This window comes from Alcaligenes sp. MMA (assembly GCF_020907215.1).
Classification (GTDB): Bacteria; Pseudomonadota; Gammaproteobacteria; order Burkholderiales; family Burkholderiaceae_B; genus Alcaligenes; species Alcaligenes aquatilis.
In genome coordinates, this window is record NZ_JAJJPP010000002.1 from 723,693 (window position 1) to 737,122 (window position 13,430).

Annotated in this window: 14 protein-coding genes and 1 tRNA gene; 9 read left to right on the forward strand and 6 right to left on the reverse strand. The window is 55.2% G+C overall.

Going from position 1 to position 13,430, the window contains the following annotated elements; genetic code table 11:
- Nucleotides 1-118 precede the first annotated feature (118 nt).
- The 7 genes from tilS (at nt 119) to LNA76_RS11820 (ending at nt 5,260) form a co-directional block, all read left to right on the forward strand.
- Nucleotides 119-1,066, forward strand: coding sequence for a tRNA lysidine(34) synthetase TilS (gene tilS / locus LNA76_RS11790; protein ID WP_442778984.1), 948 nt, complete (start codon nt 119-121; stop codon nt 1,064-1,066).
- Nucleotides 1,067-1,236: 170 nt separating this feature from the next.
- The gene (locus LNA76_RS11795; RefSeq protein WP_094195904.1) at nt 1,237-2,490 is read left to right on the forward strand and encodes an aspartate kinase; all 1,254 of its coding nucleotides are present in this window, start codon (nt 1,237-1,239) and stop codon (nt 2,488-2,490) included.
- A gap of 60 nt (nt 2,491-2,550) precedes the next feature.
- A tRNA-Ser gene (locus tag LNA76_RS11800) sits at nt 2,551-2,643 on the forward strand.
- Between the two features lie 381 nt (nt 2,644-3,024).
- Nucleotides 3,025-3,585 (forward strand): hypothetical protein, encoded by a 561-nt coding sequence (locus LNA76_RS11805; protein WP_230019130.1) that lies wholly within the window; start codon nt 3,025-3,027, stop codon nt 3,583-3,585.
- 172 nt (nt 3,586-3,757) lie between these two features.
- Nucleotides 3,758-3,898 (forward strand): hypothetical protein, encoded by a 141-nt coding sequence (locus LNA76_RS11810; RefSeq protein WP_022983530.1) that lies wholly within the window; start codon nt 3,758-3,760, stop codon nt 3,896-3,898.
- The gene (locus LNA76_RS11815) at nt 3,888-4,811 is read left to right on the forward strand and encodes a prohibitin family protein (RefSeq protein ID WP_094195906.1); all 924 of its coding nucleotides are present in this window, start codon (nt 3,888-3,890) and stop codon (nt 4,809-4,811) included. The genes LNA76_RS11810 and LNA76_RS11815 overlap by 11 nt, the downstream gene beginning before the upstream one ends.
- Nucleotides 4,812-4,900: 89 nt before the next feature.
- A complete protein-coding gene (locus LNA76_RS11820; RefSeq protein ID WP_094195907.1) occupies nt 4,901-5,260 on the forward strand; it encodes a DUF4870 family protein in 360 nt (119 codons plus the stop codon).
- A gap of 32 nt (nt 5,261-5,292) precedes the next feature.
- Here the strand turns inward: LNA76_RS11820 and LNA76_RS11825 are convergent, their stop codons facing one another.
- The 3 genes from LNA76_RS11825 to LNA76_RS11835 all read right to left on the reverse strand — a co-directional run bounded on the left by LNA76_RS11825 (nt 5,293) and on the right by LNA76_RS11835 (nt 8,034).
- Nucleotides 5,293-6,276: a helix-turn-helix domain-containing protein gene (locus LNA76_RS11825; protein WP_108727944.1), complete on the reverse strand. Its 984-nt coding sequence runs from the start codon at nt 6,274-6,276 to the stop codon at nt 5,293-5,295.
- Between the two features lie 210 nt (nt 6,277-6,486).
- On the reverse strand, nt 6,487-7,557 hold the full coding sequence (locus LNA76_RS11830; protein ID WP_230019131.1) for a nitrilase: 1,071 nt from the start codon (nt 7,555-7,557) through the stop codon (nt 6,487-6,489).
- 219 nt (nt 7,558-7,776) lie between these two features.
- Nucleotides 7,777-8,034, reverse strand: coding sequence for a hypothetical protein (locus LNA76_RS11835; RefSeq protein ID WP_094195910.1), 258 nt, complete (start codon nt 8,032-8,034; stop codon nt 7,777-7,779).
- 113 nt (nt 8,035-8,147) lie between these two features.
- On the opposite strand from LNA76_RS11835, the gene LNA76_RS11840 reads away from it, so the two are divergent.
- The gene (locus tag LNA76_RS11840) at nt 8,148-8,738 is read left to right on the forward strand and encodes a phenylacetic acid degradation protein PaaY (protein WP_094198279.1); all 591 of its coding nucleotides are present in this window, start codon (nt 8,148-8,150) and stop codon (nt 8,736-8,738) included.
- 16 nt (nt 8,739-8,754) lie between these two features.
- Nucleotides 8,755-9,060, forward strand: a complete 306-nt coding sequence (locus LNA76_RS11845) for a hypothetical protein (protein WP_121738406.1) — start codon at nt 8,755-8,757, stop codon at nt 9,058-9,060.
- A 169-nt stretch (nt 9,061-9,229) separates the two neighbouring features.
- Here the strand turns inward: LNA76_RS11845 and LNA76_RS11850 are convergent, their stop codons facing one another.
- Genes LNA76_RS11850 through LNA76_RS11860 form a run of 3 tightly spaced genes read right to left on the reverse strand, consistent with a single transcriptional unit; the run spans nt 9,230 to nt 12,973 of the window.
- On the reverse strand, nt 9,230-10,234 hold the full coding sequence (locus LNA76_RS11850) for an extracellular solute-binding protein (protein ID WP_094195912.1): 1,005 nt from the start codon (nt 10,232-10,234) through the stop codon (nt 9,230-9,232).
- A gap of 16 nt (nt 10,235-10,250) precedes the next feature.
- Nucleotides 10,251-11,918 (reverse strand): ABC transporter permease, encoded by a 1,668-nt coding sequence (locus tag LNA76_RS11855; protein ID WP_094195913.1) that lies wholly within the window; start codon nt 11,916-11,918, stop codon nt 10,251-10,253.
- 5 nt (nt 11,919-11,923) lie between these two features.
- Complete coding sequence (locus tag LNA76_RS11860; protein ID WP_094195914.1) at nt 11,924-12,973, reverse strand: ABC transporter ATP-binding protein; 1,050 nt, start codon at nt 12,971-12,973, stop codon at nt 11,924-11,926.
- Nucleotides 12,974-13,430 lie beyond the last annotated feature (457 nt).

Here is a 13,430-nt window from a genome sequence, read left to right on the forward strand (position 1 = left end):
CAGTCAGCTGGGGGGCTTTAGCCCCTCAACCCCGCTGCTGGAGGCGCTTGATCATCACCTAAGTTTTAAAAGTGGCGATAGTGTCGCTGTTGCCTTAAGTGGTGGTGCGGACTCGGCAATGCTGGCGGTACATGCCCATCTTTGGGCCAGCCGCCGCAACGTCACACTTCATTTTTTCCATATTCATCATGGCCTGCAAGCCATTGCCGATCAATGGCAAGCGCATGTGCATGATTTGGCTGCGCGTTTGCAGCGACCCTGTCACAGCTTGCGGGTCCAGGTGCAATCCCGCCGTCTCAGCGCGGATGGTATGGAGTCTGCCGCGCGTGATGCCCGCTATCAGGGTCTGGCTGAACTGGCGCATTTTGTTGGCTTGCAGCATGTGCTGCTGGCTCATCATCAGGACGATCAGGCTGAAACCGTTTTGATGCGTTTGCTGCGAGGCACGGGCACAACCGGCCTGGGTGCGATGGCTCCCCATATGCAGCGCGATGATCTGAATTACTGGCGACCCTGGCTGGAACAGCCCAGGGCTCTTATTCTTCAAGCCAGTGAAAATTTTACAGCGGCCACAGGCTGGCACGCAGTGCAAGACCCTACCAATATCAATCCTGAGTACACCCGTGGTGCAGTGCGCGACTTGCTCACGCCCGTGCTGGATGCACGCTGGCCGGGTTGGCAACGCCGTTTGCAACGACAAGCCCAGTTAAGCCGTGAGACGCAGGACGTATTGGACAGTGTGGCCCGCCAGGATTGGCAAGCTCTGGAGCCGGATGAGGCAGGCCGCAGTTTCAGCCTGAGCGCCTGGCGTCAGTTGGAACCGGCCCGACAAAGCATGGTGATCCGTTATTGGTTGCAAGCGCAGGGTGCAGGTTTACCCACGCATGCACGTCTGGCGGAGTTGTTGCGCCAGCTGCGCGGTGTTCATGCCCAAGGTCACGACAGAAATTTGATATGGAAGCAAGGACCGAATCTGATCCGCTGTGTGCGTGGTCGGGTGCAAATTGAATCTGCCTGCTCAGGTGAGCAGAAAAACAGTCTGGGGGCAGATCAATCTAACAAGTAAGTAGTTTGGGGTGGCCTGTGGCAGGAGCGTGGGCTATGGTGTTGAGTCGGCAAAGTATGTGTTTTTTGCGTGCGTATCTGGTAGAGCCTGCGCTTGGGGCACAGAAAGTCGTTAAAATAGTTGGGTTTTGTGTCTATCCCAGACCTTAGCCCTTTGATGCAGAGTAAAAGATGTCCCTGATCGTACATAAATATGGCGGCACGTCGATGGGCTCGATCGAGCGCATCCAGAATGTGGCGCGTCGGGTTGCCAAATGGCATGCCGCCGGGCACCAAGTTGTGGTGGTTCCTTCGGCCATGTCCGGTGAAACCAACCGTTTGCTAGGCCTGGCCAAAGAACTGAGCATTCAGCCTGATCCGCGCGAGCTGGATATGCTGGCTGCCACGGGTGAACAAGCCAGTAGCGCTTTGTTGGCCATGGCTTTGGCTGCCCAGGGCGTTCCCGCCCGCAGCTACGCCGGTTGGCAAGTTCCCGTCAAAACCGACAATGCCTACACCCGTGCCCGCATTAGTTCTATTGATGACACCCGCATCCGCCAGGATTTGGACGCAGGCCGTGTGGTCGTTGTGACCGGATTCCAAGGTGTGGATGAAGAAGGCAACATCACGACCTTGGGTCGTGGCGGTTCGGACACCTCTGCGGTGGCGATGGCCGCTGCCATGAAGGCCAGTGAATGCCTGATCTTTACCGATGTGGACGGTGTCTACACAACTGACCCACGCGTTGTGCCAGAAGCTCGACGCATGAAAGTGCTGTCCTTTGAAGAGATGCTGGAAATGGCCTCCTTGGGCTCCAAAGTTCTTCAAATCCGGTCCGTGGAATTTGCTGGCAAGTACAAGGTGCCTGTGCGCGTCCTGTCCTCCATGACCGACCCCATGATTCCGCTCGAAGAAGAAATGTCTTCGGGCACGCTGATTACTTTCGAGGAAGACCAAAAAATGGAAGCTGCCGTTGTCTCTGGCATCGCCTTCAGCCGTGATGAAGCCAAATTCACCCTGCGCGCCGTCCCTGACACCCCCGGCGTGGCCTATTCCATTCTGGGCCCTATCGCCGCAGCCAACATCGAAGTCGATATGATTTTGCAGAACCTGTCGGTTCAAGGCACAACTGACTTCTCCTTTACCGTCAGCCGCAACGATGCGCTGCGCACCAAGGAACTGTTGATGAACCAGGTCGGTCCTGCTGTGGGCGCTGGCGAAATCGTGTTTGACGAAGCCGTGTGCAAGGTGTCCATCGTTGGTATCGGCATGCGTAACCATGCTGGTATTGCCAGCTCCATGTTCCGCGCCTTGTCCGAAGAGGGCATCAATATCCAGATGATCAGCACCAGCGAGATCAAGACCTCGGTCATCATTGCTGACAAGTACATGGAATTGGCCGTACGTGCTCTGCACAAGACGTTCGAGCTGGATCAGGAAAAATAATCCCTATAGCTATTTGCATTGGTTTTTTAAAAATGCTATAGTTACTTCTTTCCTAGAGCTGGAGACGTGGCCGAGAGGTTGAAGGTACTCCCCTGCTAAGGGAGCATACGGCTTATACCCGTATCGAGGGTTCGAATCCCTCCGTCTCCGCCAGCTGAAATTAAATTAAGCCCTTGTTTTCAAGGGCTTTTTTTATTGCCCGCCGCTTGTTCGCGTGTGCCCAAGCCTGCCGGGAAAGAGCGATCAGGCACGTTGTCGACGCTGCGTTCAAGCCTGTTCTGAAGCCAAAATAAAAAATAATTGTTACCTTTATTCTGGGACAGAGTGAAGCCAATTTCACGGATAGTCCGGCTGACAAATTTCAGACAGTATGGAATTCAAACAGGGCAAGTCTTTTTAGAGCAAGACTATTAAAGAGTGAAATGCTGTGTCGTTTTTGGCACAGGCCAAGAAAAGCAGTGAATCTCGTGCTTACAATCAAACAAAGTGTTTTGCGTCGTTCAAGACGGCTGTCTTGTTTTTTTAGGGCGAGCGATGATTAAACGAGTCCTCTGTATCTGTGGCATGGCCTTGATGGGCCTGCCGTTCTTGGCGTCCTCAACTGAGCTGGCATTGGATGACCAGGTCGTGACTCGTTATGTGCAAAGCCTGCACGATATTTTGCCAGTGCTCCAAACGGTAGAGCGCAGCGAGCCTGTTTGGGATGGGGGGCTGCCCGACGGTTTTCCTCCTGTGCTCGATGTCACTCAGATAAGGCGCGGTTCGGATCTGTACCGCCAATTAAACAGCCTGACGCAAAAGCATGGGTTTTCGGGGCTGGAGCAATGGGACGCTGTGGGGCAGCGTATTTGGCTGACGCGTCTGTATATTCAAGAGCGCGAAGATCTGGACTTGGTCTATGAACAGCTAGATGCGCTGGAGGCGGCTTTGCGTGATAATGCCCGCCAATACTCTACTGCCGAGCTGGAGCAGTTAATGCGTACTTTCCAGATCAGCAAAAATCATATTTTGCGCTTGATTGCCACTCGCAGTGATGTGCCTCCTGTGCAGGCGCATATGCCTGATCTGGATGCGGCCTTGGCTTCTTTGGAATAAAGGCGCAGGCCGCGTATCGCGCTGCCTAGGATGCTGCAAGGGCGTCCGTTGATGATTTCTTACCGGCAATATGGCTCATTTGTCATATTTTGACGCTTATTTTCTGAGCATGGCATAGGGAATCGGGGATAATTGCCGTCTGTTTGAAATCTAGTGGGAAGACTGAAGCGTCATGCGTATCATCTTGATTTTGTTGGGGGCCGCTGTGCTGGCCTACCTGATTGCCAAAGGCATACGGCAACTGATGGTGGAACGTCGTCAATTAAAAGACCAGACGCGTCAGCCACATAAAGGAAGCCGTGATGAGCACTGATAAAAATCCATTAACGAAACTGGCTGCTAAAGCGAAGTCAGAAGGTGGCACGACCAATTTCTCCAAGGGACTGGGCTTTCTGGGGGCCGCTGTTGTTATTTTCCTGATCCTGATTGTGGCCTCTATGGGGTCGTTCCTGCAGGTCGATCAGGGTGAACGTGGTGTGGTGCTGCGTAACGGTAAGCTGGTGCGTGTGGCCGAACCAGGATTGGACTTTAAGGTTCCGTTCTTTGATACGGTACGCAAGATTTCGGTGCGTGATCACACGGTTCGCATGCAGCTTGAGGCGTATAGTTTTGACCAGCAGTCTGCCTCCATGGTGGCCTCGGTAACGTATCGAGTGCCTGAAACCGATGTGGCCCAGTTGTACTCCGAATACGGTTCGCTGGAAGCGTTGGAGGCCCGCTTGCTGGAGCGCAAGGCTCTGGACGTAATCAAGAACGTGTTCGGTAAGTACACCGCCGCTCAGTCCATTCAGAATCGTGAAAAACTCGGTGCTGACATTAACGAGGCCATGCGCGTGACGCTGGAGTCTGCCCCCATGCAGATGATGGGTGTACAGGTTGAGGAAGTGTCTTTTTCCAAAGCGTACGAGCAGTCGATTGAAAACCGCATGTTGGCCCAGGTTCAAATTGAAACCACGCGCCAGCAAAAAGAAACCGCTTCTATTCAGGCTGAAATCCAGGTGGTGCAGGCCGAAGCAGAGGCTCGCGCTCAACGCGAACGCTACATGGCTGAAGCCGATGGTATTCGTCTGCGTGGTGAAGCTGAGGCCAAGGCGATTTCTGCCAAGGCCCAGGCATTGGCCCAGAACACCAATCTGGTCAACTTGAATGCAGTGGAAAAGTGGGACGGTAAACTACCAGAAAGTCTGGTTCCCGGTTCTGCCATGCCCTTTATCGGACTGCGTTAATTTACTGACAGTCGTTAGCCCGAACAGCGTTTCTCCGGTAGCGTTACAGCAAAGGTAACGCTACCGTTTGTTTTTCCAAGGAGTGATCAATGAATGATGATATGAATCCGGTTCCACAAGACGAGGGTACCAAGCAGTTGGTCAACCTACGTAACCTGACATTAATCAATTACGCCCTGTACATCTTGTCCATGTTTGGCGGTATTACCGCCTTGGTCGCCATCATCATCAATTACATCAAACGTGATGAGGTTCGCGGCACTTACCTGGAGTCGCACTTCGATTGGCAAATCCGTACTTTCTGGTGGGGCCTGGTTGGCGTGGTGCTGTCGTTCTTGCTGATGGCGATTCTGGTCGGTTTTGTGACCATCGTGATTGTGGGCGTGTGGATCGTGTACCGCCTGGTCAAAGGCCTGTTGGCATTGAATGACGGCAAGGCCATTGCCTGATTGCCTGATTGCCAGAACGCCGGGCCGTCTGATCAGATAGGCTTTGAGTCTGCTTGGGCCAGGGCCCGCATATTCTCGCGGACCTCTTTCGGCGGCACTCCGAAGTGCCGTCGAAATGCCCGGCTGAAATGGGCAGAGCTGCTGAACCCCCAGTGGTAAGCAATTTCTGTGATGGTCCTGTGCTGATGGGCCAGTTGGCGTAAATCCTGTTCAGCGCCTTGCAAGCGCATGGACCAGATCCAGCTTGTCAGTGAGTTGGCCTCGCCCTCCCAGGCGCGGTGTAAGGTGCTGGGCGTCAGGTCCAAGCGTTTGGCAATTTTGCCTATATTCAATTGAGGATCGCGCAGATTCTCCAGCACATAGGCTTTGATGCGGTCGCGTCGTACAGACCCTGTGTTGTCCTGTAAAGGCAGGCCGCCCAGATTCTCTGCGAGCGCCGCCACCAGAATGCTGACCAAGCTGTCAGCAAGCGACGTATCTACACTGGGGCCTCCGGAAGGGGGGCAGTCGGTTAGCTCGCTGACCATATGGGAGAGCAAGCGTGCCGTGCCCGATTGCGCGCTGGTGATTTTGCAGGCTGTCATGTCCTCGGCATTGTGCAAACGATTGCGCAAAATGGAGCCGGGCAAAGAAAGTACATACTGCTCAAAGTCCTGATCAAACAGAAGCTGATAGGGACGGGTGGAGTCGTACAAGGCCAACTCACCGGGTTGCAGGTAAGCGGTCTTGTCATCCTGAACCAGCTTTCCCGCTCCGGCCACTTGTATGCTGAGCAGAAAAATGTCCTCGGATGCTCTGGAGATTTGCAGCGGCGTGCGCAGGACTGTCTGTGTGGTCGAGGTGATATGAGAGAGGCTGACAGCGGCCAGTTCATGGCGCGTGATGGCACCGAAGAAGGGGGCAGAGGAACGGGAGGGGACGGTGCACTCCAGTTGTACATAGGCCTTATTGACGGCCTCCATCCAGTAGGGCGCGCGCCGGGTAGGGGGAATTGCCGTGGTGGACCATTGCTCCATTGATGACCTCTGCGTCGTGTATCCGAATGCTGACGGCAGGACTGCGATCAACTGGACTGACTAAGTATCGGGCAAGATCTTTGGTTTGCACCAGACCAGAAATAGCGGCGGGTGACGATAATTTCCGACCAGGATGAGGCGGTGACCGCAACGAGAAGGCAATAGAAAGCAAGGCCTGGGCAGTCTGTCCGGGCCTTGCTTTCTGGGCGATCAGGACGGTTCCTGCACCAACAGTGTGTCCGATTCCTGGATCTGGCTGACGGCAACTGGTGCAATCGTACTGGGTGTGAGTGGTTCGCAGGCCTCTTCCTTGATCAGGCTTTGGGAGTGAACCCGTGTCATGGGCTCACGGTGCCCCAAATCCAGTACCAAACGGGTAGCCTCAGGTTTGGAATAGTGACCTGCGGGGTCGTTGATTGCCTTGGCGAAGGCAATTTCTTCCATGTTCAGGTCGGCAATGATCAGGCCTTCGGCATCGTGCGGCAGGTAGGGGGCCAGTGTGCGTCCGTCTGGCGCAAAAATCATGGAACTGCCACCGCCCACGGTCAATAAGGAGGCGTTGTGCTCTCCCACTTCCAGCATGTCCAGCGTCTCTTGAGTGACCACACTGCTGGCGGCGATGGTAAAGCATTGGCCTTCGACCGAATAGATTTGCGAGGCAGCCATGTTTACTTTGGCGCTGAGAGCATGGGCCTGTTCGCTGTACAGCGAAAAAGACGGCCAGGCGGCAATGTGAATGGCTTCGTGCTGGGAGTACAGCGCGTACTTGCTCAAGGGAGACAGGTGCTCCCAGCAGCACAGCGCACCGACGCGGCCCAGCTCGGTGTCGGACACAATCAGATCACGGGCATAGCCTTCACCAAACACGGTGCGCTCGACATGTGTGGGTTTAAGTTTGCGGCGCGACCACAGCATCTCGCCTTTGTCGTCGATCAGGCATTGGCCCAGATACAGGCTGCCACCACTGCGTTCGCTATAGCCCAAGGCAATGAAAATGCCCAAGGTCCGTGCGGCCTGGGCAATGCGTTGAAATTCTGCACTGTCCAGCGAGAGCGAGTTGGCATAGTAGCGGGCACTGTATTTCAGCGACCAGGCCGGTGCGCCCAACCAGACGTGGAAGGGGTAGCCTGGCAGCCAGGTTTCACCAAACACGATCAGGTCGCAGCCCTCATCGCGGGCCTGACGAGCCAGCTCAATGGTTTTATCAACCCCTGTTGCCAGATCGTAGTTGGGAGAGGCGGCCTGTACGGCGGCTGCCCGGACGATTTTTCTTGTCTGCATATATCCTCCTTGTCGCGGTATCCGCGATTCTGATCGTCAGACCGCGCTGCTTACCGAGCCCGGCCATTTTGGTTTGCGTCAGTGTAGGAGGGGTGGGCGGCGCTGAATTGACTGACAGGCGCAGGATGCTTGACTGGGAGTCGCAAGCATGAGGTCAGGAGGGGTTCATCCTGATCTGGCCATCCATGCAGTGAACAAGCAGGGAGTGAACTATCCGGCCTAAGGTGCGAAGCTGTATTGCACCGTCAGCCCCATGCCCAAGACCCACAGAATCAGGGGAATGGGGCGCATCAGCAAGCCGGGAATGGCGCGCAGAATAAAGCCGATCAAGCGGGTGAACAGCCAGAGCAGGGGTGGCGATTGATCTTTCTCCTTCATATAGAGGATGCCTTGCGACAGCAAAAAGGACTGCGACAAGTAGGCGGCGTAAAACACCATGCCCAAGAAAAAAGCCAGCCAGTAATACAACATGCTCATAGGGTGCAAAAAGAAAGAGTACGGCGCATTATATCGGTCTGTAGCAGCTATGATCGTATTTTTGGCCGGACCTGGGGCCGGCTGTGGGTGCAGGCTTTTTGTACGAGGCAGGTATGCAAAATATTTATTCTATTGATGGGCTGGTGCCTGTGGTTCACCCCACGGCCTATGTTCATCCTACCGCTGTACTGATTGGTGACGTCATTATTGGTGAGGGCGTGTATATCGGCCCTCTGGCCAGTTTGCGAGGGGACTTCGGGCGCATCATCATGAAGGCCGGCTCCAATATTCAGGACACCTGTGTTATTCACGGCACGCCTTATCAGGATACGGTGGTGCATGAGGATGGCCACGTCGGACACGGCGCGGTGCTGCACGGCTGCGTCATTGGTCGCAACGTGTTGGTGGGCATGAATGCGGTCGTCATGGACGCGGCGGACATCGGTGCAGACAGCATTATTGGTGCCATGGCCTTTGTGAAAAAAGGCATGCAAGTGCCTCCCCGCAGTCTGGTGGCGGGGTCCCCGGCGACGGTGGTCAAAGAGCTGGATCAGAAAGCCATTGATGGCAAATTCTTCGGCACGCGTATGTACCAGCGATTGGCGCAGCGTTCTTTGGCAACGATGCAACGCGTGGAGCCCTTGACGGAAGTGGAAGCAGACCGCCCGCGTTTGCGTGAAGATCAGATTTATCCGGTTGATTAAGCGAAGCGGGGCTTGAATGGAGATTTGCTTCCATCAGGATCCCGTTCTTGTTGCTGATTTATGCGCCGATTTGCATCAGCACGGGGCTATTTATTGGCACTCCATGCGCCCTAATTTTCGGCTTGTGTTTGATATGGTGAAACAACAGGGGCTGGAGGTTCTGCCCTTGGCGGCCAATGTAGGCGGGGACTTTTTAAACTACATCATTCGTCTTGATTGTGTCGAGCAAGAGGGTTTGGAGGCTACAGGACAGCGAGTCTCGGCGGCGATGGCTCGATGGATGGAGCTTGGTGAGCCGGTGCCGCATATTGAACGACTCTGAGAGGGTTAGAGCGGATCTCGCTTCTTTTCTGGGCGTCGTTTTTTAGCGGTGATAAAAAACCCTTGGTGCGGAGCGAAGCCCACACCAAGGGTTTTGTCTTGAGTTCTGATCAAGCAACTGGTGGGGTAGGCCCACTTGGCGTCGCTGTTCAGTTCGGGGCTTGGCTGGTTTATTTACCCGCTGCTGCCAACGCCTGTTTCCAGGCCTCGATGACTGTTTCGTACTCGGCAGCGGCCTTCAAGGGGTCGGTGCTGGCAATCTTGATCTGATCCAGATTAGGTAGTTTGGTCAGTTCGGCCACATTGATGTCGCTGCGGGTGGGGCGGCGGAAGTTCTCAACCAGTTCGGCTTCCTGAACCTCTTTGGACAGTAGAACATCGACCAGTTTGCGCGCTGCTTCCTGGCCGTTCTTGGGGTTCTTGATGACAGCTACGCCTTCAGGGGCGATGAAGGTGCCGTCTTCAGGGTAGACCAGCTCAATGCCTTTCTGACCACCAGCCACATAGGCGTAAGCGGCGTATTCCATGGTCACGCCCAAGGGGTACTCGCCGTTTGCCACACTTTTGTAAACCTGGCCCGAGCTCTTGGACACGATCACGTTGGCCGCCAGCTTTTGCAGGCCTTCAGCGCCATACAGTTGGTAGATGCCGTAAACCTGGTCGTAAGCACTGCCCGACGAGGCGGGGTCACCAATAATGACTTTGCCTTTCCACTGGGGATCGAACAGATCAGCCCAGGTCTTGGGAGCAGCCAAGCCTTTGAGCTGACGGTCGTTGACCATGATGACCATGACGTGCGCGTTGGAGCTGGTCCACAGGCTGTCCTTGCCGTGGAAGGCTTCAGGAATGGCCTTGTTCTCGGGCGACTCGTAAGCCTCGAAGTTCTGCTGGAAAGCGGCCATGGTGCCGTAGCCAGTGCCCCATACCACGTCACCGAGCGGGTTCTGCGATTCGGCTTCGATACGCTTCATCAAGGCGCCAGCGCCCGAAGTCACTTGTTGAATGGACAGGTCAGAAGCAGTCTTTCGAGCGATTTCCAGCGCTGTATCAATGGTTTGCACATTGTTGGGCGTGTACATCACGGCATTGGCGGCCAGGGCAGCACCGGACAGGGACAGGGCGCCGACACTGAAGGAGAGTGCCAGACCAGTTTTCAAAAAACGTGTAGTCAGCATAGTGAGCCTTTTTAGATTAGCGGCTGGAAAACAAATCCAGCTTGAGAAAACGGATAGCCAGATAAATCGGCACCAGAATCACGACCATCAGGATCACCCCGTAAGCCGAAGCACGGGCCAGAAAGCCGGCGTCGATCTGACGGAACATCTGGATGGGCATGGTTTCCATACCACCGTAATACAGCACGATAGTGGCGGAAATTTCAGCCAGAGAAGTGACCCACATCAGGATGGCCGCGCCCAGAATGGCGGGCTTCATCAAGGGCAGAACCACTTTGAAGAAACTCTGGAAGGGGCTGACACCCAGATTGATGGAAGCCTCTTCGATAGAGTCGGGAATGTTGTAGAGCGAGGCCGAGGCCGAGCGAATGGAAAAAGGCACTTTACGCACAAAGTACGCACCGGCCATGATCACCCAAGTGCCGGTCAGCACCAGCATGCCGCTGTTGTAGGTCTGGATCAGGGCAATACCCAGCACGGTGCCGGAAATGGCCAAAGGCAGCATCACCATATAGTCCAGTGCAGTCACCACGAACAAACGTTTTTTCACGATCAGGTAACTGCAGATCGTGGCAAAGCAGGTGCCTGCAACGGTGGCAACACTGGCCAGCATCAGCGAGTTCAAGATGGGCTCGGGGGCGTAGCGCAGGGCACGCTCCATATTGTCCAGGGTGAAGGTGCCGTACTGCATGACCGGGCCGCTGGCTTTGGTGAAAGCACCCATCAGCACGATAAAGGCCGGGATCAGCGAGAAGGTGACAAACATCACCGCACCGATGGTCAGCAAGATACCGGCCAGACCTTGAGCGCGAACCGGACGCGGGGCACGGCCTTGCTGCATCTGGAAGGTCTTGCGCTCCAGTACCCGTTTCTGAATGAATAACACCGCACCGACCAGAATCACGGACACCACGGCCAGCACGCCTTGCATGGTGGGGTTGCCGCTCATCTCGGACAGGAAGGTGGTGTAGGTCAGCGAGGACAGAACATCAACCTGACCACCCAGAATCATGGGGATGGAGAAGTTGTCCACGGCCAGCGTGAACACAATCATGGCATTGACCAGCAAGGCAGGCATCAGCACCGGGAAGGTCACGCTCAGCGCTCGCTTGAAGTTGGTGGCACCCAGGTTCACGGCCGCTTCTTCCAGCGTGCCATCAATGGCTTTGAGCGCAGCCAGCATGCCGATATACACGTAGGTGTAATCGTTCAGGATCAGCACGTAGGACATGCCGAACCAGCCATAGAAGCTGGGCAGATCAATACCGATGCTTTCCAGGGCCAGACGCACCACGCCGTTATTGCCCAGCAGCATTAGCCAGGCTTGCGAGACGATAATGTCGGGTAGCACGATGGTGGTTAAAGGCAGGATCGCCACAATGGCTTTGCCGGGGAAGTCGTAGCGGGCTACCACATAGGCCAGCGGGGCGCCCAGCAGTAAGGTCCCAACGGTGGAGATCAGCCCCAGTTTGATGGTGTTGAAGAAAGCTTCAACATAGCGCGGGTCGCTGAAGAAGGTTTCAAAGCCATGCAGGCTGGGCATACCCGTTGCCGGGTTGATAATGCTTTGATAGAACAGAGAGGCGAGGGGCCAGACGACCCAGAACACCAGCACCACCAGACAAATCAGGGCGGGTAGGAACCAGGGGGAACGAAGGGCCAGGGGTCTTGCAGCAATAGCCATGGGTCTTAGGCCTCGACCAGACGGCATTCAGGACTAAAGCTCAGATTCACCGAGCCACCTGCAGACAGATGTGGGTCCTGGGCGGCAGCAACGTCAGCAATAATGGGTTTGCCGTCGCTCAACTTCAGGCTGTAGGCCGTTTTAGTCCCTAGGTACTGGCGTGCCACGACTTGAGCGGGGATGCTGCCAGCCTGGGCTTCGGTATGCAGGGTGATATTTTCGGGGCGTACTGCCAGCAGCACCTGACCATCAGGGGGCGGGCTGTTTACCAGAATGTGTCCGCCGGCAATACTGACGGTGGTGTGATCGGCGTCCACATGTACACCCAGAGTGTCGATCAGGTTGGCCGCGCCAATAAAGTCGGCGGCATAGGCGGTACGCGGTGTGGCGTACATGGCTTCGGGGGTATCGAGCTGATCGATACGGCCCTGGCGCAACAAGGCAATGCGATCCGACATGGACAGGGCTTCTTCCTGGTCATGCGTCACGAAAATAGCCGTGATGTTGGATTCCTGCTGCAATTCGCGGATGACCTGGCGCATTTGAATACGCAGCTTGGCATCCAGATTGGACAAGGGTTCATCCATCAACAAGACTCGAGGCTCGATCACCAGGGCGCGGGCCAGGGCCACACGCTGGCGCTGGCCGCCGGACAGCTCGGCCGGGTAGCGCTGGGCCATGCCGCCCAGCTCAACGCGGTCCAGGATATAGGCGACTTTTTTCTTGATGTCGCTGCTGCTGACCTTGCGCACCCGCAAGCCGTAAGCCACATTGTCAAATACGGTTTTATCGGGGAACAGCGCGTAGTCCTGGAACACCATGCCGGTCTCGCGTTTGTGCGCGGGCAGATAGGTAATATCTTCCTTGTCCAGAAACAGACGGCCTTCATCGGGGATGATGAAACCGGCAATCATACGCAGCAACGTGGTTTTCCCACAGCCGCTGGGCCCTAGTAACGTGAAGAACTCGCCATGCCGGATTTGCAGGCTCAATTCATTGATGATGGTGTTGCTGCCGTAGCGTTTCACTACGCGATCGATGTGGATTTCTGCCATGGGGATAGATCAGCCTGGGGCTCAAGAGTGCAGGTAAACCGACAAGCAGGGGAGCGCTTGCCTAGGCTTTAAAAAGAGGCAGCTCAGCGGCTATTGACGAGGTAAACCTAGCGGTAGCGGGATTCTGAGCGAACATTACAGATTAATGACAAGTTTTATAAGAAGTTGCTATCTTAGCAGCAGGCCAATACTTGTAGTTTTAATTATCAGGCGTCTAAGTCCAAGGCAAAGGCTGATTGGATCAGTGTTACCGGGCAGGCAAGCAAAAAAAATCCGTAGAACAAGCATCCTATTGCGATAATCAGGTGGTAGTAATGTGTCTTGCTTTTTCGTCTAAAGCGGTCTAGTGCGAGTTAGGGTTTCTTGTGTCAAATAAAGGCCCTTATAGTGAGTTCAAAAAGAATGGTGGTTTCCTGCAAAAGGCAGGGGTGGGAGAGGGATACAGCGGGGTAGGTAT